Origin of the sequence: uncultured Metabacillus sp., from assembly GCF_947503125.1 — a bacterium.
Classification (GTDB): domain Bacteria; phylum Bacillota; class Bacilli; order Bacillales; family Bacillaceae; genus Metabacillus.
On record NZ_CANNCR010000021.1, the window covers coordinates 16,779 to 41,809 of the forward strand.

At 38.8% G+C, this 25,031-nt stretch carries 20 protein-coding genes and 1 pseudogene; 17 read left to right on the plus strand and 4 right to left on the minus strand.

Annotated elements, in window-relative coordinates:
* The first annotated feature begins 78 nt into the window (after positions 1-78).
* Positions 79-1,266, plus strand: coding sequence for a PDZ domain-containing protein (locus tag Q1B07_RS14650; RefSeq protein WP_299093549.1), 1,188 nt, complete (start codon positions 79-81; stop codon positions 1,264-1,266).
* Positions 1,267-1,560: 294 nt separating this feature from the next.
* On the opposite strand, the gene Q1B07_RS14655 is transcribed toward Q1B07_RS14650, so the two are convergent.
* The 3 genes and pseudogenes from Q1B07_RS14655 to Q1B07_RS14665 all read right to left on the minus strand — a co-directional run.
* Complete coding sequence (locus Q1B07_RS14655) at positions 1,561-1,776, minus strand: hypothetical protein (RefSeq protein ID WP_299093550.1); 216 nt, start codon at positions 1,774-1,776, stop codon at positions 1,561-1,563.
* A gap of 179 nt (positions 1,777-1,955) precedes the next feature.
* Positions 1,956-2,378 carry a VOC family protein gene (locus Q1B07_RS14660; RefSeq protein WP_299093568.1) on the minus strand — a complete coding sequence of 141 codons (423 nt, stop codon included), beginning with the start codon at positions 2,376-2,378 and terminating at the stop codon, positions 1,956-1,958.
* Positions 2,379-2,438: 60 nt separating this feature from the next.
* Positions 2,439-2,819 (minus strand): annotated as a pseudogene (locus Q1B07_RS14665) (MerR family transcriptional regulator); the annotation flags it as partial.
* A gap of 180 nt (positions 2,820-2,999) precedes the next feature.
* Between Q1B07_RS14665 and Q1B07_RS14670 the strand changes: the two are divergent.
* The 7 genes from Q1B07_RS14670 (at position 3,000) to Q1B07_RS14700 (ending at position 8,390) form a co-directional block, all read left to right on the plus strand.
* Positions 3,000-3,851: an aldo/keto reductase gene (locus Q1B07_RS14670; protein WP_299093551.1), complete on the plus strand. Its 852-nt coding sequence runs from the start codon at positions 3,000-3,002 to the stop codon at positions 3,849-3,851.
* 89 nt (positions 3,852-3,940) lie between these two features.
* Positions 3,941-4,396 carry an FAD-dependent monooxygenase gene (locus Q1B07_RS14675; protein WP_299093553.1) on the plus strand — a complete coding sequence of 152 codons (456 nt, stop codon included), beginning with the start codon at positions 3,941-3,943 and terminating at the stop codon, positions 4,394-4,396.
* Positions 4,397-4,441: 45 nt separating this feature from the next.
* Positions 4,442-5,074, plus strand: a complete 633-nt coding sequence (locus Q1B07_RS14680) for an FAD-dependent monooxygenase (protein ID WP_299093555.1) — start codon at positions 4,442-4,444, stop codon at positions 5,072-5,074.
* 497 nt (positions 5,075-5,571) lie between these two features.
* On the plus strand, positions 5,572-6,075 hold the full coding sequence (locus Q1B07_RS14685) for a DinB family protein (protein ID WP_299093557.1): 504 nt from the start codon (positions 5,572-5,574) through the stop codon (positions 6,073-6,075).
* A gap of 480 nt (positions 6,076-6,555) precedes the next feature.
* Positions 6,556-6,852 carry a hypothetical protein gene (locus tag Q1B07_RS14690; protein ID WP_299093558.1) on the plus strand — a complete coding sequence of 99 codons (297 nt, stop codon included), beginning with the start codon at positions 6,556-6,558 and terminating at the stop codon, positions 6,850-6,852.
* 316 nt (positions 6,853-7,168) lie between these two features.
* Entirely contained in the window at positions 7,169-7,564 is a 396-nt protein-coding gene (locus Q1B07_RS14695; protein WP_299093559.1) for a DoxX family protein, read from the plus strand.
* 217 nt (positions 7,565-7,781) lie between these two features.
* Positions 7,782-8,390, plus strand: a complete 609-nt coding sequence (locus Q1B07_RS14700; RefSeq protein WP_299093560.1) for a flavin reductase family protein — start codon at positions 7,782-7,784, stop codon at positions 8,388-8,390.
* A 507-nt stretch (positions 8,391-8,897) separates the two neighbouring features.
* On the opposite strand, the gene Q1B07_RS14705 is transcribed toward Q1B07_RS14700, so the two are convergent.
* Entirely contained in the window at positions 8,898-9,491 is a 594-nt protein-coding gene (locus tag Q1B07_RS14705) for a nitroreductase family protein (RefSeq protein ID WP_299093561.1), read from the minus strand.
* A 257-nt stretch (positions 9,492-9,748) separates the two neighbouring features.
* Here Q1B07_RS14705 and Q1B07_RS14710 point away from each other — a divergent pair, with 257 nt between their 5' ends.
* The 9 genes from Q1B07_RS14710 to Q1B07_RS14750 all read left to right on the plus strand — a co-directional run bounded on the left by Q1B07_RS14710 (position 9,749) and on the right by Q1B07_RS14750 (position 25,029).
* The gene (locus tag Q1B07_RS14710; RefSeq protein WP_299093562.1) at positions 9,749-10,741 is read left to right on the plus strand and encodes a LacI family DNA-binding transcriptional regulator; all 993 of its coding nucleotides are present in this window, start codon (positions 9,749-9,751) and stop codon (positions 10,739-10,741) included.
* A 197-nt stretch (positions 10,742-10,938) separates the two neighbouring features.
* A complete protein-coding gene (locus tag Q1B07_RS14715; RefSeq protein WP_299093563.1) occupies positions 10,939-12,216 on the plus strand; it encodes an extracellular solute-binding protein in 1,278 nt (425 codons plus the stop codon).
* A 129-nt stretch (positions 12,217-12,345) separates the two neighbouring features.
* Positions 12,346-13,602 carry a sugar ABC transporter permease gene (locus tag Q1B07_RS14720; RefSeq protein WP_299093564.1) on the plus strand — a complete coding sequence of 419 codons (1,257 nt, stop codon included), beginning with the start codon at positions 12,346-12,348 and terminating at the stop codon, positions 13,600-13,602.
* Between the two features lie 3 nt (positions 13,603-13,605).
* The gene (locus tag Q1B07_RS14725) at positions 13,606-14,457 is read left to right on the plus strand and encodes a sugar ABC transporter permease (protein WP_299093565.1); all 852 of its coding nucleotides are present in this window, start codon (positions 13,606-13,608) and stop codon (positions 14,455-14,457) included.
* Between the two features lie 36 nt (positions 14,458-14,493).
* Positions 14,494-16,560: a beta-galactosidase gene (locus Q1B07_RS14730; RefSeq protein WP_299093570.1), complete on the plus strand. Its 2,067-nt coding sequence runs from the start codon at positions 14,494-14,496 to the stop codon at positions 16,558-16,560.
* A gap of 121 nt (positions 16,561-16,681) precedes the next feature.
* Complete coding sequence (locus Q1B07_RS14735) at positions 16,682-18,664, plus strand: glycosyl hydrolase 53 family protein (protein WP_299093566.1); 1,983 nt, start codon at positions 16,682-16,684, stop codon at positions 18,662-18,664.
* A 489-nt stretch (positions 18,665-19,153) separates the two neighbouring features.
* Positions 19,154-20,605 (plus strand): DHA2 family efflux MFS transporter permease subunit, encoded by a 1,452-nt coding sequence (locus Q1B07_RS14740; RefSeq protein ID WP_299093646.1) that lies wholly within the window; start codon positions 19,154-19,156, stop codon positions 20,603-20,605.
* 477 nt (positions 20,606-21,082) lie between these two features.
* Complete coding sequence (locus tag Q1B07_RS14745) at positions 21,083-22,531, plus strand: PTS mannitol transporter subunit IICB (RefSeq protein WP_299093648.1); 1,449 nt, start codon at positions 21,083-21,085, stop codon at positions 22,529-22,531.
* Between the two features lie 392 nt (positions 22,532-22,923).
* Positions 22,924-25,029 carry a BglG family transcription antiterminator gene (locus Q1B07_RS14750; protein ID WP_299093650.1) on the plus strand — a complete coding sequence of 702 codons (2,106 nt, stop codon included), beginning with the start codon at positions 22,924-22,926 and terminating at the stop codon, positions 25,027-25,029.
* Positions 25,030-25,031 lie beyond the last annotated feature (2 nt).

Below are 25,031 nucleotides of genomic sequence, written 5' to 3' on the forward strand. Positions count from 1 at the left end.
ATACTCAATTCCTCATTGAGATGGTAAAATATGAGTAACTTATAGATATGCGTAGAAACAGTAAGGTGGGGTTCTGTTTTGATTGATAATTGGTTGCTTGAGTTGCTTTGGGCTGTTGGACGCTTCTTTATTCATCCACTCTTTTATTTGTTCTTCCTCTTAACACTAGCATACGGTTCGATTCGTATAAAACGGGAAAGGAAGTCTTTTCATATACGTGTTCATGACATCTATGATGAAATGAAATTCACCTATACAAAGGGTTTGATTGCAGGGGGCATCGCATCACTCGTCCTGTTTGGGATCGGCTTAATCTTGCCCTTTGGCACCATAGTTTTATTAACGATTGTGACAGCTGTTTTAGGGTTAACGTGTCGGATGCGGTGGCTTTCCCCTGCATTTTCAATCGGTATCACCCTTTTTGCAGTCGCGATCATCACAAGTGGACAAGTTGATACGCTTGAAGCGTTTTTTGTAGGAATAGCGGAAACAAACTATGCTTCACTAAGCCTATTAGCAGGTCTTATGATCATTGCAGAAGGCATTTTAATTCAGCGTACGGCACATAAACATACATCACCATTTATAAAAACAAGTACAAGGGGTTTACCAATAGGTACCCATGAAGCAAATCGCACATGGATGTTGCCGTTGCTATTTCTTGTACCAGGTGGCCAGCTTACCTCATCATTGCCATGGTGGCCTGTCCTAACGATAAATGGAGAAACATTCCTATTAATGTTTGTTCCATTTTTCATCGGCTTTCAACAGCGAGTACAAGGTTCGCTTCCACAGGAAAGTATTCAAGTTACGGGAAAACGTGTGATTTGGCTCGGAGTTGTAACATTAGTTGTTTCGGTTATCAGCATTTGGTTTACAGTTGCTGCTTTTCTTGCACTCATTATGGCCATCGCCGGGCGTGAATTTATTACCATTCGTCAACGGATCAATGACGATTCCGCTGCATTTTTCTTTTCAAAACGAGATAAAGGCTTAATGATCCTGGGAATCCTTCCACAATCTCCGGCAGAAAAAATGAATCTTCAGGTCGGTGAAATGGTAATGAAGGTAAATGGCGATAGTGTAAAAACTGTTGAGGAATTTTACCAATCTCTTCAAAAAAATGGCGCGTATTGCAAGCTTGAAGTCATCGCCCTTAACGGAGAAATCCGCTTTGTGCAACGGGCACTTTATGAGGATGAGCATCATGAGCTTGGGATTCTGTTTGTTCAGGATGAGAAGAAATGGGAGACGGAAGCGGTTTAGTTTGTAAATTTTCAAAATCCCGTGGAATATGTTCATCATTTTCCGGAATGAATTTTCATAATCCTACAGAATGGTAAATTATATAAAAGAAAAAGTCTAACTGAATAATTTTTAGAGAAACGATTTATTCGTTTCTCTATTTTTATATAGAATGGAATAAAAAATTAGCCTCTAAGATGTTTTTTGAAATCAAAGGCTGCTGAAGGTGGCTCATACTTATTGAACTCTAGCAACCCATTAGTTCAAATCCGACGACTATTCAAGTATTAATTTCTATTGTACTTTTTATAATCTTTAAAGACTTTTTCGGGATTTCCCATCATGATAGTCTTCCCATAGTGGGCCGATGTATTTTTCTAATGTTTTAACAATAACATCTCTTTGGCTCTCTTCGATATTTCCAATATCGTTTGCAATATCATTTCTGACTCGTATGAGCACATATAAAGGGGGGAAGTCAGTCTCACGGAAAGCCTTAATCAGTGATTCTTCTTGTGGTGTAATATACATTAAGCATTCTCTTCCTTTCCAGTTAGATTATAAACAACTCTTAGATCATTAGGAACCGGCTGCAGCATGTATCGATCGATACACTTCCGAATACTTTAGCGATCCAGACGTTCTCGAGATAATCTCATTCCGTTAGGGTCAAGTGAAAATAAGTGATGACTAATGTAGCACTAAATGATCTACTTAATTCGTCTGGAAATTGGATGATCTTCATTAAACTCCAGAAGGTCCCACAAATTACCGTATAAATCTTTAAATACAGCAACCATTCCATATGATTGCTTTTTGGGTTCTCTAACAAATTCTATTCCTCTTGAGACCATTTCATTATAATCTCTCCAAAAGTCATCGGTACTTAGAAAGAGAAACACCCTACCACCCGTTTGGTTACCAATAAATGGTTCTTGTTCAGGTTTCGATGCTCTTGCAAGTAAAATTGTAGTGCCAGCCGAGCCTGGAGGAGATACTACTACCCATCGTTTATCTTGCTCGGGCTGGTATGTATCTTCAACTAAAGAAAAATTTAGCTTTTTTGTATAAAACTCTAATGCCTCATCATAATCTCTTACAACTATAGCAATATGAACAATGGATTGAATCAAAAGGAAATCAGCTTGTTCTTTTTTTTGCGGGGTATTAGAATTTATTGACTCCCATTCTTTAGGATTCGTATCATCTGGGACTACACCATTGATAATATCAAGGTAGTGATTTGCTTTTTCTTCCATATATTTAGCTCTTTGTTTTGCCTCCTCTAACTGAGTCAGAGCGATGGCTTTTTGTTTCATAATGATATCATAGCGTTCATGAATGGTAGAACGTCCTTCCAAACACAGGTCTACATAGGATTTAATGTCTTCCACTGACATACCACATTGTTTTAGATATTTAACACCTATAAGCCAACTGATTGATTCTTCATCAAAAAGTCGATTATTGTTTTTGTCTCGCTGTACACTTGGAACTAATCCTTTATCCGTATAGAAACGAACGGTATGTTCAGTCAGATCAAGTAGCTTGGACACTTCCTTCACAGTACGCATTTTAACCACTTCCTAAAAATTTTTCATTAAAACTTTTTAAAATCCCTTGCCTTCGTGTTGCTCGAAGGTGATAGGATTATCATAGTTCAAGTTACTGAAATTGTAAATCACCATAGAGGCCTAAATGGGATAAAATCAGTAATTTAAAATATTACATTTAAAATACAGGAGGAATTATATATGCATAAAGTAATTTTAAACAACGGTGTTGAGATGCCTATTCTTGGCTTTGGTGTATATCAAATTGAAGATCCAAACCTATGTGAACAGGCAGTTTATGATGCCCTTATGGCAGGTTATCGCTTGATTGACACAGCAGCAGCTTATATGAATGAAGTAGCAGTAGGCAGAGCTATCAAGCGAAGTGGTGTCCCAAGAGAAGAAATATTTATTACGACAAAACTTTGGATACAAGATGCAGGTTATGAGAATGCCAAGAAAGGATTCGCAAAATCACTGGAACGATTACAAGTAGATTATATCGATTTGTATTTAATCCATCAGCCATTTGGGGATGTATATGGTTCTTGGCGTGCGATGGAGGAATTGTATCGTGAAGGTAAGATTAGGGCGATTGGAGTCAGCAACTTCTATCCAGACCGTCTGGTGGATTTGATTGATCATAATGAAGTAGTTCCAGCAGTAAACCAGGTTGAAACTCATCCTTTTTGCCAACAAATAGAAAGTCATAACCTTATGAAAGAGAACAATGTTCAGATTATGTCCTGGGGTCCGTTTGCCGAAGGAAAAAATAACATGTTCCAAAATGAAGTATTAGCATCAATATCTGAAAAATACAATAAATCTGTTGCCCAAGTGATTTTACGCTGGTTAACACAAAGAGAAGTAGTCGTGATTCCAAAGTCAGTTCATAAAGAAAGAATCATTGAAAACTTTAATATCTTTGACTTTGAATTAAGTCAAGAAGATATGGAGACTATTGCTACTTTAGATACGAAAGAGAGTGTGTTCTTTTCACATAGAGATCCTGAATTTGTAAGATGGCTTGGTAACGTTAAATTTGATGTTTAATGTTATTTATTACTGAAAAACCGAATTTCCAAATTTGGAAATTCGGTTTTTCCTTTTTGAAGACATTAATATTAAGGGGGAAAAACGCAATGAGAAAGAATTTCAGGAACAAATCAATCAATGATACTTTTATAAAAGAAGCTAACTGCTCTGCGGTTGTAGTTGGTGCGTCGCTTTCTGGACTAATGACAGGGATTGCTCTTTCACGAGCTGGACTGAAGGTTACTATTTTAGAGAGAGCTGGGGCGAAACCACGTAGTGGTGCTGTTCTTCAAGTTGACAGTGGGGAAATTGATCGAACAAAAACAGCTAAATTCTTGAGAAAACTTGCTTCTGGTGGAATTAGGTCGGCTGAGGCTTGGTCATCTATACAGTTTCGATTACGCACAGAAGCCGAAGCTGATTCCAGAATTGACTTATGTTATGATAACCGTGTTCAAATTGTTAATCAGGATGACAACTCTGCTTGGGTTGTGACGGATAAGGGTGAAACATTCCACGGAGATATTTTGATTGGTGCTGATGGTCACCGTAGTATTGTGTGACGTTATGTTTCACCGCATAAACCGAACGTCACTTTTGCGGGATACTTGATATGGGTAGCTATTGTAGATGAGAAAGACATACCTGAAAAACACCGACCTAGCCTCAATGCCCCGAAGTTTACTATGCCAGATGGTATCGGTGACTTTTTACTGGGTTCCATTATTGCTGGAGCAGACGGTTCTACAGCTCTAGGAGATCGACGACTGGGATGGGCCTGGTACGATAACACTCAAAATGATTTGTTACGTCGTCTTGGATGTGTTGAAGGAGACGTTGTGCAATATTCGCTTCATGCACCTGACATCCCTGAACAGACATTGATTGAGCTAGCTGAAAAGGCTTCTGATAGATGGGCTCAACCTTGGTTGGACGCAATCCTCCATAGTATTCAAACACGTAATCTTATCGGAACACCGATTGCTGAGTACGTTCCTGAAAATCTAGTGAAAGGACGTATAGCAATCGTTGGAGATGCTGCACATCTACCTACACCACTAACTGCGTCAGGATTTAATGCTTCCTTACAAGATGCTTCTACCTTAGCTGAATGTGTTGCAAAGGGGATACAAGGAACTGGAGCATCTGAGGCTCTTCTGGAATATGAGTCTTTCCGTCTAAAAAATGCACGTCAAATTGTGCAATCTGGACAATCTTTTAGTCAATCATTTGGACGATAAATGTGGAGTATACAGCATACGATAATTTGTGAAGCATTACACTTAAACTATCTGGCTTTAGTTCAATAATGATCTTCAACAATCAAGCGCGATTGTGGCATAATGATTGTTTTTTTAAACGACTTTATTGTTACTTCCATGAGTTCTTATTCGGCAATTGTACCAAAAATTAAACGGCTTTATTTTTACACCGTCCATTTGCGGACGGTGTAATTGCAGCTTTGAAATAAAGTTGCACCGTTTTAAACAAAGTTTAACCGTTTATAAAAAAGTTTGATCAAAAATCCTGTATTGCAGGATTTTTTTCTATACAACAAAGGGCCAGATTGTCGTATAACGGATGATGAATATTTTGCTAAAGTAGAAAGGGTTTTTGAAGGCGTGTTAATAACCTTTAGGGTAGCTCAATAAAAAACTAATTAGGTGTAATGATAATGTAAATTGGTGTATAGTAAAAAGAAAAATTTCCCTTTTTATCTAAGGGGTTGGAGGATGCTATGGAAAAGATAGAATATGAATGGGTAAAACAAACACGTCAGATTTTATTAGACCAGTGTAGAGAATTGGATGAAGATGATTTTACTAAAGAGTTTGAATTTGGTTTTCAGAGTATTAGAGATTCTTTAGTTCATGTGGCAGGTTGCTATCATGCTTGGTTAGGTTCTTTTGTACTTTCAGAAACATCATCCCCATTATTTACGAAGGAAGTAATTAATAATATGAAAATAGATGATATTCAACGCTATTTTCAACAAGCTGATGTATATGTAGAGAGTGTATTTGAACAATTCACAAACAAATTTGATGAGTTTATTGAAAAAGAGCCTTCTTGGAGAGCAGGCAGTGGGCTTATAAGAAAAACGCCACATCAATTACTAATCCATTCAATTACTCATGAATCACATCATAAAGGGCAAATTGTCGCAATGCTACGTCTACTTGGTAATATACCTAAAAATACAGACATATTGGGGTTGCCTGAAAAGGAATTCGCTAAATAATAAGGAAGTCTTCCACATTCGGGCGAGATTGTTTAACAAGAAGGAAATGATCCTACATATTTACATTTAATTTAATATGTACTAAAAATGGGGAAGTATTTTTTCTGGAAGTTTATGAATAATTGTGGAACAATTGATGATTTTTTCAAGTCATTCCGGGGAATTATCAAAAAAGTTCAAAATTACACATTAATATTACCATGTTCCATTCCGAAAGATTATGAAAAATTACATAGTTGTAAATTTTCATATCCTGAAGCAAGTTAATAGGATGGCTTTTTGTTTTAGGAAGGTTTGCCTCATACTCAGGCTCCTGATTAAATATTTAGGAAAAAAGATATTGGGGGTTTTTTCTGCTTTAGTTATTTTTTTGAATCGCCTCCTTGTTACCAGCGATATAGAGAACATAATGAAAACCTGAATGGTTTGAAACAGAATAGGTGAAATTAAGCTATATATGAAAAGGAGGGGTTTTTGAACATGTACAATCGAATTGAAGCATTGAGAAACAACCTTCCAGAAGGACACAAAGATATTGCTGTATTAACCCGGCATATATTTGAGGCGTTTGATAAGTTAATTGAAGAACACAGAAGATTGATGGGGATCAGTTCTACTGCAAAAATTAAGCCAGATCCAATTGAAGAAAGAACGTTCTTTGAAACGATAAATGAAGTAAAGAAAATCATCCTTTCAGAATTAGAAAAAACAACCGCAGACATTGAACATCTTGGTGATAAGCATTGGGAGAAAAATTATAAAGACGGCATCGAATAGCTGTCTCAAAAGGGCACAGTTCCTTTTGAGACAGTCCTTTAAGCTGTTTGGATGTAGAGCAGAATCAATTTTCATAAAAAACGATAAGAAATATTATTGACAATGAAGAATAATTGTAATATTATTATCTCGTATTAAAGATATTTTATATCGAGATTATTGGATTTAATCAATTTTGGAGGTGGTTCATTAAGAAGTTGACTGTTGAAGCTTTGTTGTAAAGATGGGTTAGGTACTTTGCTTAGTTGAAATAATAAATCATTTTTATTAAACATATATCTCGAATTCAAGATAAAACCAAATAGGAGGAATGAAAATGTTGAATATTGGATTATTAATTATTAGACTTGTTATTGGAGTATTATTCATTGGTCACGGTGCACAAAAATTGTTTGGCTGGTTTGGCGGTTATGGATTAAAAGGAACTGGCGGCTGGTTTGAATCAATTGGTATGAAACCAGGAGTAACGATGGCTCTTTTCGCAGGCTTAGCAGAACTTATTGGCGGACTATTGTTTGCTTTAGGATTCTTAACTCCACTTGCAGGAATTATCATAGCAGGAACGATGGTGATGGCAATTGTGAAAGTACATGGCCAAAACGGATTATGGGCAACAGCAAATGGTTATGAATATAATTTAACCTTGCTGGCGGTTGCAATAGGAATCGCTTTAATAGGTGCTGGTCAGTACAGTGTAGATGCTTTTCTATGATAAAGTATCTCGAATTCGAGATACTTTATCAACTATGAAACTGAATGTTAGAGAGGCTGCAAATGGGCAATATACTTTTTGAATAGCGACAGACACTCAAGGCTTTGTTCATGATGAATGCTACCTGTACAATATGAACAGTTTAGATGACAGATTGAACAAAGTTTACTACCATTTGAGGTAAGAGAATTAAATAATACGTAAAGGAATGATTACGTTGCTATCAATTGACCCTGCCAAAAATACTGAAAGAGAAAATTATAAATTTCTAACCGGCAGCATCATCCCTAGACCGATTGCTTTTGTCACAACAAGTTCAAAGGATGGCGTTTTAAATGGGGCACCATTCAGCTATTTTAATATTGTTTCCTCAAATCCTCCGATGATTTCCATATCCATTCAGCGATCGGAAGGAAGGCAGAAGGATACAGCAAGAAACATCATCGATTCAAAAGAATTTGTGATTCATATCGTTGATGAACAAAATGTAGAAAAAATAAATAAAACAGCTGCTAGTCTTCCTCCTGATCAAAGTGAAATCGAGTTAGCAAAATTAACACCGGTTGAAAGCGAGAAAATTTCGGTGCCAGGTGTAAAAGAAGCAAAAATCCGCATAGAATGCATCCTGGAGCAATCTTTAGAATTGGGTGGTTTGGATGCACCTGGGTGTGATCTTATCATTGGAAAAGTTGTTCAATTTCATATTGAAGAGAACCTTTATGAAAAAGGAAGAATTGATCCAAAGGGCTTAGCAGCTGTTAGTCGGTTAGCTGGTACCAATTATGCGAAAATAGGTGAAATTTTTTCGATTGAACGCCCTAATTAATGTTATAAACAGAAGCATGAAAAGTATGGAGAAGTACGCAGCACAGGGTATCTACAATTGTAATTAAATTAATTTTCCTCAACTTAGAGATTAAGAAATGGATTGTTTAATAGGTGATTAGAAAAAACACACCACAGTCAATGATATGGTGTGTTTTTTCAAAGTTTAAAAAAGTATAACTTTTTGTACTTAGTTTTTGTGTCTAGCTCCAGCGCCTAGCCCCTCTAGGGTCTAGACGATTTAGAATTGAAAGCAAAGAACGCCTTCTATTCTAAATCGTCTTATTTGCCCTAGGCTGATCAAGGCGCTTGCGCTTTTCTAATAATATCAGAATTTATATATTTTCTTAACATAGCTTGCGTTTCTGAATCTAGCTCCAGGCGCCATCGGCTCGAGGTCATAAGTCAAACAGGAATTGAAGGTAAAGTACACCTTCTATTCCTGTTCGCCTTATGCTTGTCGCCGATAGGCAGGCGCCTTGCGCTTTTTTTATTACATTAGTAATATTTATTCATTTGAAGTATCATTCATAAAACTACCTTCAAAAAGAGATTCATTCAATGGGCGGCGGTCGCTCGGCTGTTCACGCTCCTGAAGATTCTCTGGAAGAACCTCTTTTTCCCCTTGATAGCCAATGGCGATGACAGCATGAAGGTCATAATCTACAGGTACGTTTAAGACTTCGCGGGCTTTTTCTTTTTCAAATCCTCCCATAGCATGGGTGACTAAACCTTTGCGATGCGCTTCTAAAGCAAGATATCCCCAAGCTGTACCTGTATCAAAAGCATGCCAAGCGTTAAATCCGCGTTCAGTGGTTGTTTTCGAGATAATGACAGCTAATACAGGAGCCTTTTTACACCATATCAGGTTCCCCGGCATGATGAAGGAATGAAATTTTTCACGGTCTTCTTGCGTGCGTGCGATAATAAAACGCCATGGTTGCTGATTTGAAGCGGATGGAGCCCAACGTGCTGCTTCAAAAACACCGAAAAGGACCTCTTCAGGTACCTCTTTTTCCAAGAAAGACCTAGGGGACCAGCGATTTAAAAATTGAGAGTCTATTTCGAAATCAGGTTTACGTATATCTGCGACATTCACCATTTTTTTATCCTCCATAATTGAGATAGCAATAGTTTAACATTTTTTACCTTAAATGAAAAATGTTAAACACGAGTGGGATTCAAACGTTCTTGGTTACGCTGTTAAACAACGGCATTCAGCAGTCCTTTTCTATCATTTACAGAAAAATCCTATCTACCCTTGACATTTAGAGAAAAATAAGTAAAAATATTAGTAAAATATTTTACTTATGCAGATTCGTTGAAAAGTAAAGGATATAACTAATGGAGGTGGGGAGAATGGCGACCATTAAAGATGTTGCAGAGGCATCGGGGTTTTCAATTTCTACAGTATCTCGTGTTTTAAATAATGATCTTAGCCTTTCTGTTCCAGATGAGACAAGGGACAAAATCTATGAGGTAGCAGATAAACTCAATTATAGAAAAAAGATGATCAGGCATTTAGTGAAAAATATTGCGTTTTTATACTGGCTGACAGATAAAGAAGAGTTAGAAGATGTCTATTTTAAAACAATGCGGCTAGAACTCGAAAAGCTGGCAGGAGAATGTAATGTAGAGCTAACAACCTATAAAATTACGGAAGGGATTTCAAAAATTCCTGACAATATAGAAGGATTTATTGCAGTAGGTTCGTTTTCGGATAAAGAATTAGCTTATCTTAGAGGAATAACGACAAATGGTGTCTTCATTGATACGACGCCGGACCCGGATCATTTTGATTCTGTAAGGCCAAATCTTTCGCAAATTACGAAAAGAACAATCGACTTTTTAATTGAAAAAGGACATCGTGAAATCGGATTTGTTGGGGGGACTTATCACAACCCTAACACCGATAAAGATGAAATGGATATTCGTGAACAAACCTTCCGTCAATATATGATGGAAAAGGATTTATTAAACGAAAACTATCTTTTTATCCATAGAGGATTTTCTGTGGAGAATGGCTATCAGCTGATGCAAAAGGCGATTAAAGACTTAGGGGAGGATTTGCCAACTGCTTTCTTTATAGCGGCTGATCCAATTGCTGTTGGCTGTCTTCAGGCCTTGAATGAGAATGGCATCGCAATCCCGAATCGAGTAAGTATTGTTAGCATCAATAATATTAGTGTTGCAAAATATGTATCACCGCCGTTAACAACCTTCCACATTGATCTGCATGAAATCTGCAAAAATGCGATCGAGTTATTGCTGGAACGGGTAGTAAAAAAACGTAAAATCGTGAAAACATTATACCTCGGATCAGAATTAGTTGTTCGAAAGAGTACAAACTAAAAAAAGTGAAAGAAAAATAACTTAGGTTTCCTAGGTTATTTTTTTGCGTTTAAATGAATGATGAATCATAGTTTTCGCAGTTTTCGTAAAAAGTTTTACTCAAACTAGTAAAATAGTTGTTTACAAATTTTCTTCAAGATGCTATATTATTTTTAGTAAAACGCTTGCAATTATTTTATTTGAAAGGATGTATTTCCATGAAGAGCTATAAAAAAATATTTGGAGTAGTAAGTGGTTTTGCATTAAGTTTAGCTTTAGTTGGCTGCGGACCTCAGGAAGACAGTGGACAAGGTTCGGCAAACAATGAAGCAACGGAAACGAAAGAATTAATTGTTTGGGAAGATATAGAGAAATCAGCTGGTATTGAAGAGGCGATTTCAAAATTTGAAGAAGAGCATGATGTAACGGTTAAGGTTGTTGAAAAGCCTTATGCGAAACAAATTGAAGACTTGCGTCTAGATGGACCTGCCGGAACAGGACCTGATGTGCTGACAATGCCTGGCGACCAAATTGGAACCGCTGTTACAGAAGGGTTAATTAAAGAATTAAATGTCAGCGAAGAAGTTCAAGGTCTTTATACAGAAGCTGCGATGCAATCTCAAAAGGTCGATAACAAAGTGTATGGATTACCAAAAGCTGTTGAAACAACAATGCTTTACTATAATAAAGACATTATTTCCGAGGATCAATTACCTAAAACATTGGATGAATGGTATGAGCTTTCTAAGGAATTAACAAACGGTGAAAATTATGGATTATTAGCGTTATTTGATCAAATCTATTATGCACAAAGCGTTATGAGCGGTTATGGCGGTTATATTTTTGGAACAGATGAGAATGGCAGCTATAATCCGGCAGATATCGGATTAAATAATGAAGGTGCGATTGAAGGCGCAACATCGATTCAAAAGTTTTATAAAGAAGGATTGTTCCCAGCAGGGATCATTGGGGAACAAGGAATTAACGTACTAGAATCACTCTTTACAGAAGGAAAAGCTGCTGCTGTCATTTCAGGTCCGTGGAATATTGAGCCATTCAAAAAAGCAGGAGTGAATTATGGGGTAACCAAATTACCAGAGCTATCTAATGGTAAAAACATGAGCTCATTTATTGGGGTAAAAAGCTATAATGTCAGCGCTTATTCTAAAAATGCTGAGTTAGCAGAAGAATTAGTTGTTTTCTTAGCGAACGAAGAAAACTCGAAAAAGAGATATGAAATTACTCAAGAAGTTCCAGCTGTACAAGCTTTAGCTAATGATCCAGTTGTTACGGAAAGTGAAGCAGCAAAAGCGGTTGCGGAGCAATCTCAGTTCTCCGTATTAACGCCAAATATTCCTGAGATGAATGAAGTGTGGCTGCCAACTGATGCAGCATTACAAACCATTGCAACAGGAAAAGCAGAACCGAAGCAAGCTTTAGACCAGGCAGTTGAGACCATTAAGGGTCAAATTCAAGCGAAACATGGCGGTAAATAAGTTAATTTTGCAGCCTTTAAAAAGAATATATTGCCGTAAATAAAAATGGATAATGGTGTCAGCCGTTAGTTAGGCTTGACACCATTATTATAAGGGCGAAAGAAACGTATCGACAAAGAGGTGAAAAAGATGCAACATCGTAAAATTGCCTTACTTTTATCAATCATTCCCGGGCTCGGCCAATTTTACAATAAGCAATGGGTCAAGGGGCTGATGTTTATCATTCTTGGTGCTGCGTTTTTTATCGTGTTTGGAGATCTCTTAAATATGGGCTTTTGGGGACTCTTTACACTTGGAACAGAAGTACCGCGGGATAATTCCATCTTTTTATTGGCTGAGGGGATTATTGCCGTTATTGTGACATGCTTTGGACTTGCTGTTTATTATTTGAATTTAAAGGATGCCTATAAAACTGGGGAACTGCGTGACGAAAAGAAAGAGTTAAGCTCTCTCAAGGAGCAGTATCATAATTTAATTTCTCAGGGCTATCCATATGTTGTGAGTGGTCCATCATTATTCATATTAATTTTTGCAGTTATTTTTCCAATCTTATTCAGTTTTGCCTTAGCGTTTACCAATTATGATTTATACCATTCTCCGCCTGCTAATTTAACAGATTGGGTTGGTTTCGATACATTTTTGCAAATTTTCACAGTGGATATTTGGCGTTCTACCTTTTTCGATGTATTAGGGTGGACGGTTATTTGGACACTTGTCGCATCTTCGCTTCAAGTTGCCCTTGGTATTTTATTGGCTGTTGTGGTCAATCAAAAAGAGATTCGGTTTAAAAAGTTCTTCCGTACCATCCTTGTGTTGCCATGGGCTGTACCAGGGTTTGTGACGATCTTAATTTTTGCAGGGCTATTTAATGATAGTTTTGGGGCGATTAACAATGATATTTTAGCCGCATTTGGGATTGATCCGATCCCGTGGATGACAGATGCAGGCTGGACAAAATTAGCCCTGATTCTGATGCAGGGGTGGTTGGGATTCCCTTATATCTTCCTTGTAACAACAGGTGTTCTGCAATCGATTCCTGAGGATCTCTATGAAGCCGCGACCATTGATGGCGCCTCGTTTTTTGCGAAATTTAAGCATATTACGATGCCGATGATTTTAATTGCGATGGCTCCGATCATCATTACTCAGTTTACCTTTAACTTTAATAACTTCAATATTATTTATCTTTTCAATGGCGGTGGTCCTGCTGTTCCTGGATCGACAGCTGGCGGAACCGATATTTTAGTTTCGTGGATTTATAAATTGACGATGCAATCAAGTCAATATTCTTTAGCAGCAGCATTAACGATTTTGTTATCTGTCTTTGTTATTGCCATCGCATTATGGCAGTTCAGACGGACAAATTCTTTTAAAGAGGGGGCTTAAGCGATGCTGACAGATATGAAGAGAGCGAAATTTATTCGGCTTACTTTCTCGTATTTATTATTGCTATTCATGACGGTCATCATCATTTACCCCTTACTTTGGACCGTTGGAGCAAGCTTTAATCCTGGTAACAGTTTAATCAGTACGTCGATTATTCCTAAAAATCCAACATTGGATCATTATAAAGAATTATTTGCAGGGAAGGAAAGTTTGCAATATGGCCAGTGGTATGTAAACTCTCTAAAAATCAGTTTGTTTACGATGCTTGGGACAATCTTGAGCGTTTCCTTTACCGCGTATGCTTTTTCTCGGTTTCGTTTTAAAGGGAGAAAAAATGCGCTAACGCTATTTTTATTGCTGCAAATGATTCCGCAATTTTCAGCGTTAATCGCCCTTTTTGTTCTAGCACAAATTCTAGGGCTTATGAATAGTCATTGGCTGTTAATCCTCCTGTATATCGGCGGACAAATTCCAATGAACACCTATTTGATGAAAGGCTATATGGATTCGATTCCGATTGCTTTAGATGAAAGTGCCAAGATCGATGGTGCAAGCAATAACCGTATCTTTTGGCAGATCATTATGCCATTATCAAAGCCGATGATCGCCGTTGTTGCGATGAATGGCTTTACCGGCCCGCTTGGAGATTTCGTGTTGTCATCGACCATCTTGAGAACGCCGGAATCATATACATTGCCAATCGGATTATACAATCTCGTAAATGAGGTAATGGGAGCAAGCTACACGACCTTTGCGGCTGGTGCGATTTTAATCAGTATTCCAATTGCGATTATCTTTATCTTGTTACAAAAGAACTTTGTTTCTGGATTAACGTCAGGTGGAACGAAGGGGTAAAAAAGTTGCTAGATTACATGAAGTTAGAAGGAGAGTATTATGTCAAAACATGAAAAGTCTTATCTCACAAAAGCGAAATTTATGCTCCACGGAGGAGACTATAATCCTGATCAATGGTTAGACAGACCTGATATTTTAGCAGATGATCTTAAATTGATGAAGCTTTCCCATACCAATGCGTTTTCCGTTGGCATCTTTGCTTGGAGTGCGCTTGAACCCGAAGAAGGAGTCTATACCTTTGAATGGCTGGATGAAATCTTTAACAATATCTATAAAAATGATGGCCGCATTATTTTAGCAACACCAAGCGGCGCCCGTCCTGCATGGTTGTCGCAAAAGTATCCAGAGGTTTTACGTGTCAATCAAAACAGGGTAAAGCAATTACACGGCGGAAGACATAACCATTGCTTTACTTCAAAGGTTTATCGTGAAAAAACTCAGAAGATTAACCGATTGTTAGCGGAACGATACGGAAACCACCCAGCTTTAATCATGTGGCATATTTCCAACGAATTTAGCGGTGAATGTCATTGTGATCAATGTCAGGATGCGTTCAGAGACTGGCTGAAAGTAAAATATAATCACGATTTAAACGCATTAAATGAAGCATGGTGGACTCCATTTTGGAGCCATACGTACAGTGATTGGTCACAGGTTGAATCTCCTTCACCAATAGGAGAAAGCGGTGTGCATGGCTTAAATCTGGATTGGCGTCGCTTTGTTACCGATCAAACGATTTCTTTCTATGAAAATGAAATTGTTCCGTTACGGGAAGTAACACCAGATATCCCGATTACAACAAATTTCATGGCGGATACCCATGATTTAATCCCATTTCAATCACTTGATTACAGCAAATTTGCGAAGCATTTGGATGTGATCAGCTGGGATGCGTATCCTGCTTGGCATAATGATTGGGAAAGCACCGATGATTTAGCGATGAAGGTCGGCTTTATTAATGATTTATACCGAAGCTTGAAGCAGCAGCCGTTTTTATTAATGGAATCAACACCAAGCGGCGTCAATTGGCATGATATCAATAAAGCAAAACGTCCAGGAATGCACCTGCTTTCATCGATGCAAATGATTGCCCATGGCTCGGACAGTGTCCTTTATTTCCAATGGAGAAAATCGCGCGGTTCCTCGGAGAAATTCCATGGTGCGGTTGTCGATCATGATAATAGCCCTGAAAACCGTGTGTTTAAGGAAGTAGCAAAGGTTGGGGAAACGTTGGAAAAGCTGTCTGATGTAGTAGGGACAAATCGTCCAGCAGATGTCGCGATTCTTTATGATTGGGAAAACAATTGGGCGATCAATGATGCACAAGGGTTTGGCATGAAAACGAAGCGTTACCCGCAAACGTTGCAGCAGCATTATCGCACCTTCTGGGAACAGGATATTCCAGTTGATGTCATCACGAAGGAGCAGGATTTTTCAGCCTATAAATTATTGATCGTTCCAATGCTTTATTTAGTAAGTGAAGAAACAATTGCTCGCTTAAAGTCATTTGTTGCAAACGGCGGTACATTGGTGATGACCTATATTTGCGGAATTGTGAATGAGCATGATTTAACGTATACCGGCGGCTGGCATCAGGATCTGCAAGAGATCTTTGGTATGAAGCCTGTTGAAACCGATACATTATATCCGAACGACAAAAACTATGTACGCTACAAAAATGAAACCTATCAATTGAAGGATTATGCAACGGTGATTGATGTGGGTTCAGCAATGGTTGAAGGAATCTATCAAGAAGACTTTTATGCCAACACACCAGCCGTGACAAGCCATCCATATCAACTAGGTAAAACCTATTATATTGGAGCGCGATTGGATGATTCCTTCCATCGCCATTTCTATCATGAATTAATCAAAGAGTTATCGTTACAAGCAAATGTACCGGTAAGGCACTGTCAAGGTGTATCTGTTCAGGTTAGACGTGATGCGGAAAAGGACTATCTATTTGTAATGAATTTTACCGAAGAAAAACAGCCGGTCGTTTTTGAATCAGCCGTTACAGATTTGGTGACCGGAGAGCAATTGAAGGGTGAGGTCACCTTGGATAAGTATGAAGTTCGAATCGTGGCGAAACAAACGGTTTAATTAGTAAAGAAGAATGCATCCATTCTAGCAAGCAGAGTGGATGTCTTCTTTATCAATAATTGACAGCGCTTACTGTTCTTTATTGCTAGATTCAAAGATAACGAGGAAAGGTGAGGAGAGTATGAGAAGAAAAGGAGCTTTCATCCTATTGGCATTTTTCATGATCCTTAGTTCATTTAATATAAATAGCAAAACCGGATTTGCAGCAAATCAAGAAGGTGGTAGGAATGTGTCTGAACCAGTAGAAGCTGATATTTTTGTAAAAAGAATAGATGCGATTAGTGAAGAGTTTATTAAAGGTGTAGATGTATCAAGCATCCTTGCCTTAGAAGACAGCGGTGTTAAATTTTACAATGAATCAGGAAAAAAGCAGGACATTTTTCAAACATTGAGTGAAGCAGGAGTCAATTATGTTCGCGTACGTGTGTGGAATGATCCGTATGACGCAGAAGGCAATGGCTATGGCGGAGGCAATAATGATTTGCAAAAAGCAATTGAAATTGGAAAAAGAGCGACTGCGAACGGAATGAAGCTGCTAGTAGACTTCCATTATTCAGATTTTTGGGCAGATCCGGCTAAACAGCAGGCGCCAAAGGCATGGGCGAACTCGAGCTTTGAAGACAAGAAACAGGCGTTGTATACATATACACGTGAAAGCCTGCAAGCGATGTTAAATGAGGGAATTGATATCGGCATGGTCCAGGTTGGAAATGAAACGACAGGTGGATTCGTTGGGGAAACCGATTGGGCAAAAATGAGTGAGTTATTTAGTGCCGGCAGTAAAGCAATAAGAGAGGTAGATCCGACTATTCTCGTCGCCTTACATTTTACAAACCCTGAGAAAGCTGGAAGATATGAGACGATTGCTGAAACACTGCATAAAAATCAAGTTGATTATGATGTGTTTGCCAGCTCATATTATCCATTTTGGCATGGCACACTGGAAAATTTAACGTCCGTTTTAAAGAATGTCGCAGATACTTATGGAAAAAAAGTGATGGTGGCTGAAACCTCGTATACGTATACGGAGGAAGATGGAGATGGGCATGGAAATACTGCACCAAAAGAAACGGGACAAACATTAAATTACCCGATTACGGTACAAGGACAAGCAACTGCTGTCAGGGATGTCATCGAAGCGGTTGTGAATGTAGGGGAAGCGGGAATTGGTGTATTCTATTGGGAACCTGCCTGGATTCCTGTAGGACCGTCAAATAAAATGAAGCAAAACATGAAGAAGTGGGAAAAGGATGGCTCAGGATGGGCAACCAGTTTTGCCGCTGAATATGATCCTGAGGACGCTGGACATTGGTATGGCGGAAGTGCTGTCGACAACCAAGCTCTATTTGATTTTAATGGTAACCCATTGCCTTCCTTAAATGTTTTTAAATATGTTGATACAGGGGCAGATGCTCCATTAAAAATTGATGACGTCAAAGATTTGTCCATAAGCAGGATTGCAGGGGAGGACATTACATTACCTAAAAACGTAACCGTTATTTATAATAATGGAGCTGAAGGAACTGCTGCGGTTACATGGGATCACGATGCTCTGCAACAGGCAATCAGCAGTGGGGTTGGCAGTTATGTGATTGAAGGAGTCGTTGAAGGCAGCATGGTCGTAAAAGCGAATCTTCAAATAAACCCAAAAAACGATGTGGCCAATCCAAGTTTTGAGGCTTCTGACCGAAGCATGTGGGAAATAACCTATAAAAATGGGACCTACCCTCATACCAGCTATCAACAAAAGGCTTCAGATGCTAAATCAGGTAACTATTCGCTGCATTTTTACTCAGCTGATGCTGTCGATTTTCAAGTAGAACAAACGATTACTGGATTAGAGCCGGGATCCTACAAGCTTTCCATGTTTCTGCAAGGCGGGGATGCAGGGAACTCTGACATGTATCTCTATGCATCTACCGGTGGTAAAAAATATAGGGTGGATACGTCGGTAAATGGCTGGGTAAATTGGAGCCATCCTGAAATCGGCGAGATCTTAGTCTTAGATGGTACCGTCACAATTGGAGCAAGCATAAAAGCTTCTGCAGGGGCATGGGGAAGTTTAGATGATTTTGCTTTATACCGAGTAAGAGATGTTGAGTAAGTGAAAGAAAAGAGGAGTGAAAATGATTCACTTCTCTTTTTTTATAAGTAAAGAAAGCCATAAAATTTGAACTTAGTTTTAGTGTCTAGCTCCAGCGCCTAGCCCCTCTAGGGTCTAGCCAAATTGGAATTGAAGGCAAAGGACGCCTTCTATTCCAATTCGTCTTATTTGCCCTAGGCTGAGCAAGGCGCTTGCGCTTTTCTTATAATATCAGAATTTATATATTTTCTTAACATAGCTTGCGTTTCTGAATCTAGCTCCAGGCGCCATCGGCTCTAGGGTCTAGTCAAACAGGAATTGAAGGTAAAGTACACCTTCTATTCCTGTTCGCCTTATGCTTGTCGCCGATAGGCAGGCGCCTTGCGCTTTTTTTATTTGAAGGGATTTATAAATTGACAGTGAAGCGCTATCACAAATATAATTGACCGGTCAGTATAGGAAAACAATTTTTTACAGATAGATCATGGTAAATAAGAGAGGAGAATGTGTGTGAATGCAAGTGCAACCGTATCTGCACCGAAAAGTGCGGATAAAGAGTATAAGGTTATTCCGATTTTGGCTGCATTTTTAATCAGTGGGTTTATTGGCTTATTTAGTGAAACTGCCTTAAACATTGCGTTAACTCAGCTTATTGAAGTGTTTAACACGACTGCAGCTACTGTTCAATGGTTAACAACCGGTTACTTATTAACATTAGGGATTTTGGTTCCTGTTTCAGGACTTTTGCTGCAATGGTTTACGACAAGGCAGCTGTTTATCACCTCGTTAGTTCTATCGATTATCGGCACGTTTATTGCTGCGGTGGCGCCAAGCTTTGAGGTGTTAATGGTAGCGCGTGTTTTTCAAGCGATGGGTACAGCATTGCTTTTGCCGTTAATGTTTAACACGATCTTGTTGATCATTCCTCCAGAAAAGCGTGGAGGTGCGATGGGAATGATCGGGCTGGTCATCATGTTTGCGCCAGCTGTTGGTCCGACGTTTTCTGGATTAGTACTTGAAAACTTATCTTGGCACTGGATTTTTTGGTTATCCCTGCCGTTTTTAGGCATTGGTTTATTAGCTGGTATTCTTTATATGGAAAATGTATCTGAAGTGACAAAGCCAAAAATTGATGTGCTCTCTGTTGTGCTATCAACAATCGGTTTTGGCGGTGTTGTCTTTGGCTTTAGTAGTGCTGGAGAGGGAACTGAAGGCTGGAGCAGTCCGAAAGTGATCGGCTTTTTAATCGCGGGAATTGTTGCATTGATTCTATTTTGTTGGCGCCAATTAAAAATGGAGCAGCCGATGATTAATCTGCGCGCCTTCCGCTATCCAATGTTCACATTGGGCGTAGTCCTTATTTTTATTTGTATGATGGTCATTTTGTCATCAATGCTTCTTTTACCATTGTATTTACAAGGCGGCATGATGCTGACTGCGTTTGTAGCTGGCCTTACTCTTCTTCCAGGCGGTGTAATTAATGGGTTATTGTCGCCTGTTATGGGAAGATTGTTCGATCAATACGGTCCGAAGTGGCTTGTCATTCCGGGATTAATTATGACAGCGGCTGTCCTTTGGTTTTTATCAAATGTTACAGCAACATCAACAATTGCTGTTATCGTACTGCTTCATATTTTCTTGATGATCGGGATTGCAATGGTAATGATGCCAGCTCAAACAAATGGATTGAATCAATTGCCGAAGCAATATTATCCAGATGGTACGGCAATCATGAATACACTTCAGCAGGTGGCTGGTGCGATTGGAACAGCAATTGCAGTAAGTATTATGTCGGCAGGCCAGAAGGATTATTTAGCAACCGTACAAGATCCAACAGATCCGAGTAATATCGCTCCTTCCCTCACTGCGGGAATTCAGGACGGCTTTATTTTTGCATTGATTGCTGCTGTCCTCGCGTTAGTTTGTGCATTCTTTATTAAACGAGTAAAAGTTGAGCATTAAAATACGGAGTTAAAGCCGATGTGCTTTAGCTCTTTTTTTATACTATCAGAATTTATATATTTTCTTAACCATAGCTTGCGTTTCTGAATCTAGCTCCAGGCGCCATCGGCTCGAGGTCATAAGTCAAACAGGAATTGAAGGTAAAGAACACCTTCTATTCCTGTTCGCCTTATGCTTGTCGCCGATAGGCAGGCGCCTTGCGCTTTTTTATAAAGAAACAGGGAGCGGAATTTGTCGAATGCAAGAATAAATCGGAAAGTTGCCATATTGATTGAGAGTTGCAATATTCCTCATTAAAGCTGCTCAATTTAGTCTTACCCTCAACCTAAGTCCGAATTAGTTTACGTATAAAACCCCTACTTCTTTCCAAAATTAATCCTGTCAACATTTCATTCGACAAAATCGCATTTTCTTTAAATTGTTTCTTAGCTGAAACCGTTTTATCATAAAGGCATGATAGAAAAAGGGGTGACTCAAATGGAAGAAACACAAAACAAATCTGACTTTCGCGTGAAGATTCAACGCTTTGGAAGTTATTTAAGCGGCATGATTATGCCAAATATAGGTGCATTTATCGCATGGGGTATTATTACAGCATTATTCATTCCAACAGGCTGGACGCCGAATGAACAATTGGCATCATTAGTTGATCCAATGATTAAGTACTTATTGCCATTATTAATTGGTTATACAGGCGGAAAAATGATCTATGATGTCCGCGGTGGTGTCGTTGGAGCAACCGCGACAATGGGGGTTATCGTTGGTGCGGAAATCCCGATGTTCTTAGGTGCCATGATTATGGGTCCGCTTGGCGGATATTTAATTAAAAAGCTTGATGGTTTATTAAAGGATAAAGTAAGATCAGGCTTTGAAATGCTTGTCAATAACTTTTCAGCAGGTATTTTAGGTGCACTGTTAACAATAGCAGCACTTCTAGGAATTGGTCCTGTTGTCGAAGGATTAAACAAAATATTAGCAGGTGCGGTTCAAGCGATTTTTAACGCGGGCTTACTTCCACTTGCAAGTATTTTCATTGAACCAGCAAAGGTTTTATTCTTGAACAATGCTATCAACCACGGAATTTTAAGTCCGATCGGAATTGAACAGGCATCAAATGCAGGGAAGTCTGTTTTATTCTTATTAGAATCAAATCCAGGACCAGGTCTTGGTATTTTATTAGCATATATGTTCTTTGGAAGAGGAACAGCAAAGCAAACAGCACCTGGAGCAGTGATCATCCACTTCTTAGGTGGTATTCATGAAATCTATTTCCCATATATCTTAATGAAGCCAATGCTGATCCTTGCTGCGATTGCCGGTGGAATTAGCGGTGTGTTTACTTTTACTGTTTTCAATGCGGGTCTTGTTGCTAGTCCATCACCAGGAAGTATCATTGCTTTACTTGCAATGACACCAAAAGGTAATTATACCGGTGTGATTTTAGGTGTTCTTGTCGCTGCGGCTGTTTCTTTTGCAGTTGCTTCCCTCATTCTAAAAACAAGCAAGCAAAAAGAAGAGGATATCACAGCTGCAACTGAAAAAATGGAATCATTAAAAGGAAAGAAAAGCGCTGTAAGCAGTACATTAACTGCTCAACCTGCAACAGAAACTGTAGAAACAACAACTGCTGCAGAGGAATTTGATTTTAAAAATGTGAAAAAGGTTATCTTTTCATGTGACGCAGGAATGGGTTCAAGTGCTATGGGTGCTTCCATCCTTCGAAATAAAGTTCAAAAAGCAGACATAAAGGATGTCGAGGTAACAAATACTTCAATTAATAACATCCCGAATGATGCTGATATCGTGATTACTCATAAGGACTTAACTGATCGGGCGAAAGCGAAGCTGCCAAATGCCCATCATGTGTCTGTTGATAATTTCCTTAACAGCCCGAAATATGACGAGATCGTAAATAAGTTAAAATAAACAGAAAAGGGGGATGCTGCTTAAATGCATCCCTTTTTGGTTGCTTAGCAAAAATTATTAAATTTTTGAACTGTGGTTAGGCGCTTTGACATCCAGCTCCGAAGCACAGGATGTGCAAGTGCAGTCAGTGCGACAGGACGTCGCGTTTTTGACTGCCAGCGCCTAGCCCCTCTAGGGTTTAGCCAATTTAGAATTGAAGGCAAAGAGCGCCTTCTATTCTAAATCGTCTTATTTGCCCTAGGCTGAACGAGGCGCTTACGCTTTTATTCTATTAATTAAAAAATGTCAGGAACTCTTTTGAAAAAAACGCGTTTTCATTGTTTTGATTCATAGATTCTCTCACCCTTATAATTAAAGTATGTCAATAACTCATTTGAAACGAGTTGATCATTATGATTGTTTCGGCTAGGGAACGTCTTATTCTGCAATTTTTATTGGATGAGGCAAACCAGGAAGTGACAATTAAAGAACTCGCTGATCACATTGATGTCAGCGAACGTACGATTCATCGCGATTTAAAAAATATCGAGCCGCTGCTAGACGATTTTCAGCTAAAGCTTGTAAAGCGAGCCGGCATTGGCATAAAAATCGTTGGCAGTGAGAAGGATTTACATGAGCTGAGAATTGCGATTCAAAAGCTGGATTACAAAGAATATACACCTGATGAGCGGATGATGATTGCTCTTTGCACACTATTAGATCAGCATGAGCCAATAAAGCTGCAAACCCTGGCAAGTGATTTAGGTGTAACAACGGCAACCATCAGTCATGATTTAGATCGAATGGAGCCGTTTGTTCAAGAATATGGCTTAACACTTATTAGAAGAAGAGGCTATGGAATTGAATTGATAGGCTCTGAGGAAGCAAAGCGCAGAGCGATTCGCAGTCTGATTTCCAATCAGTTTGATGTGCCTGACTTTTTAAAGATGGTCAAGGAAAATATTGAAAGGAAATCATCCAATAAAATTGATTCGATCTCAGAGCGGCTTTTAGGTCTTGTGCAAAAAGAAAAGCTGTTGATAATTGAGAATCTGATTAATCAAATGAATTCCCGGCTTCCCTATCCTTTAGCTGATAGCTCATATGTCGGATTGGTTGTTCATCTTGCGTTAGCAATGGAACGGATCCAGCGCGGTGAGAACATTACAATTAAAACAGAATATTTAACACAGCTTAGGGCTTCAAAAGAATTTCACTTTGCCGAAGAAATCGCGAAAATGCTTGAAGAAACCTTTCAAATAGCGATACCGGAAGAAGAGGTCGGTTATATCACAATGCATTTGCGGGGAGCTAAGCTGCGCTTCGAAGGTAAAGTGGATATCGAGGATGAAAATGTAGAAATTGCCTATTTGGTCAGACGATTAATCGAGCAGGTTGAACAACTCTCGGGAATGAGCTTGTCGCACAATTCATCCTTGTTTCAAGGCTTATTAGCCCATCTCCAGCCTGCCGTTTATCGGTTGAAGCAAGGGATGAAAATTACAAATCCGCTTCTTGCTGAGATTAAAAGGGATTATAAAGAGTTGTTTCAGATTATTACTGAAGCGGCAGCTGCTGTGTTTCCGTTTAAGTCTGTACCTGAAGAAGAAATCGGTTATCTCGTTTTGCACTTCGGGGCCGCGATCAATGAGCAGCAGGTAAGAACGAAATTAAAGGCATTAATTATTTGCTCAAGCGGGATCGGAACCTCGAAGATGCTGGCAACACAGATTAAAAATCAATTCCCGGACATTGCCGAGCTTAAAAATGTTTCAGCCTTTGAGCTGCAGGATATGGACGTTAATGACTATGATATGATTCTCTCGACAATCCCGATAGAAGACATATCAGCAGATTATTTGCTTGTCAGCCCGATTTTAACCGCTAATGAGATGGATTTGATAAAAGAGTATATTCATAAAAAGGGATTGATTTTAGCAAATGCGAAGCAAGATGCACAGCCTGACTATAATACGGAAATCGATATAAGCTTTGAGCAGTATAAAACATTTATTGGTCAATCAGCACTTTTAGTTGATTTACTAGAGAAGATGGAAACTTTTCAGATTGATGAATCAGCAACGACAAAGGAAATTCTGCATATTGTTTGTGACAAACTGTTAAGTAAAGGACTTATTACAAATCGTGCTGAGCTAGTTAAAGCATTGCTGCAACGCGAGCAAATCGGGGGATTAGCGATTCCCGGCACAAAGCTCGCTCTGTTTCATACAAGAAGCGCGGTGATCACTCAGCCAAGCTTTCATACCATTGATTTGAAAACACCTATGACATTAAAAGCAATGGATAATGAAATGATCACCGTCAGCCGGATTTTATTGTTGCTGGCACCAGAACAGGCACCGCCTGATCAGCTTGAGCTTATGAGCTTTATTAGTGCAAGCATTATTGAATCCCAAGCAAGTATTGAAATGTTTGAAACAGCGTCTAAAAGCAGCTTAATTCAAGCAATCAGTCAACATTATTTTAAAAACTTTGTTCAACAATTAAGGAGTGTATAAAC

Excerpts from the sequence above, each read along its gene's own strand:
- Q1B07_RS14685 (WP_299093557.1), top strand. The coding sequence starts at position 5,572 with ATGGAAAAGATAGAATATGAATGGGTAAAACAAACACGTCAGATTTTA.
- Q1B07_RS14675 (WP_299093553.1), top strand. The coding sequence starts at position 3,941 with ATGAGAAAGAATTTCAGGAACAAATCAATCAATGATACTTTTATAAAA.
- Q1B07_RS14725 (WP_299093565.1), top strand. The coding sequence starts at position 13,606 with ATGCTGACAGATATGAAGAGAGCGAAATTTATTCGGCTTACTTTCTCG.
- Q1B07_RS14735 (WP_299093566.1), top strand. The coding sequence starts at position 16,682 with ATGAGAAGAAAAGGAGCTTTCATCCTATTGGCATTTTTCATGATCCTT.
- Q1B07_RS14715 (WP_299093563.1), top strand. The coding sequence starts at position 10,939 with ATGAAGAGCTATAAAAAAATATTTGGAGTAGTAAGTGGTTTTGCATTA.
- Q1B07_RS14695 (WP_299093559.1), top strand. The coding sequence starts at position 7,169 with ATGTTGAATATTGGATTATTAATTATTAGACTTGTTATTGGAGTATTA.
- Q1B07_RS14710 (WP_299093562.1), top strand. The coding sequence starts at position 9,749 with ATGGCGACCATTAAAGATGTTGCAGAGGCATCGGGGTTTTCAATTTCT.
- Q1B07_RS14745 (WP_299093648.1), top strand. The coding sequence starts at position 21,083 with ATGGAAGAAACACAAAACAAATCTGACTTTCGCGTGAAGATTCAACGC.
- Q1B07_RS14655 (WP_299093550.1), bottom strand. The coding sequence starts at position 1,776 with ATGTATATTACACCACAAGAAGAATCACTGATTAAGGCTTTCCGTGAG.
- Q1B07_RS14670 (WP_299093551.1), top strand. The coding sequence starts at position 3,000 with ATGCATAAAGTAATTTTAAACAACGGTGTTGAGATGCCTATTCTTGGC.
- Q1B07_RS14705 (WP_299093561.1), bottom strand. The coding sequence starts at position 9,491 with ATGGTGAATGTCGCAGATATACGTAAACCTGATTTCGAAATAGACTCT.
- Q1B07_RS14690 (WP_299093558.1), top strand. The coding sequence starts at position 6,556 with ATGTACAATCGAATTGAAGCATTGAGAAACAACCTTCCAGAAGGACAC.
- Q1B07_RS14720 (WP_299093564.1), top strand. The coding sequence starts at position 12,346 with ATGCAACATCGTAAAATTGCCTTACTTTTATCAATCATTCCCGGGCTC.
- Q1B07_RS14750 (WP_299093650.1), top strand. The coding sequence starts at position 22,924 with ATGATTGTTTCGGCTAGGGAACGTCTTATTCTGCAATTTTTATTGGAT.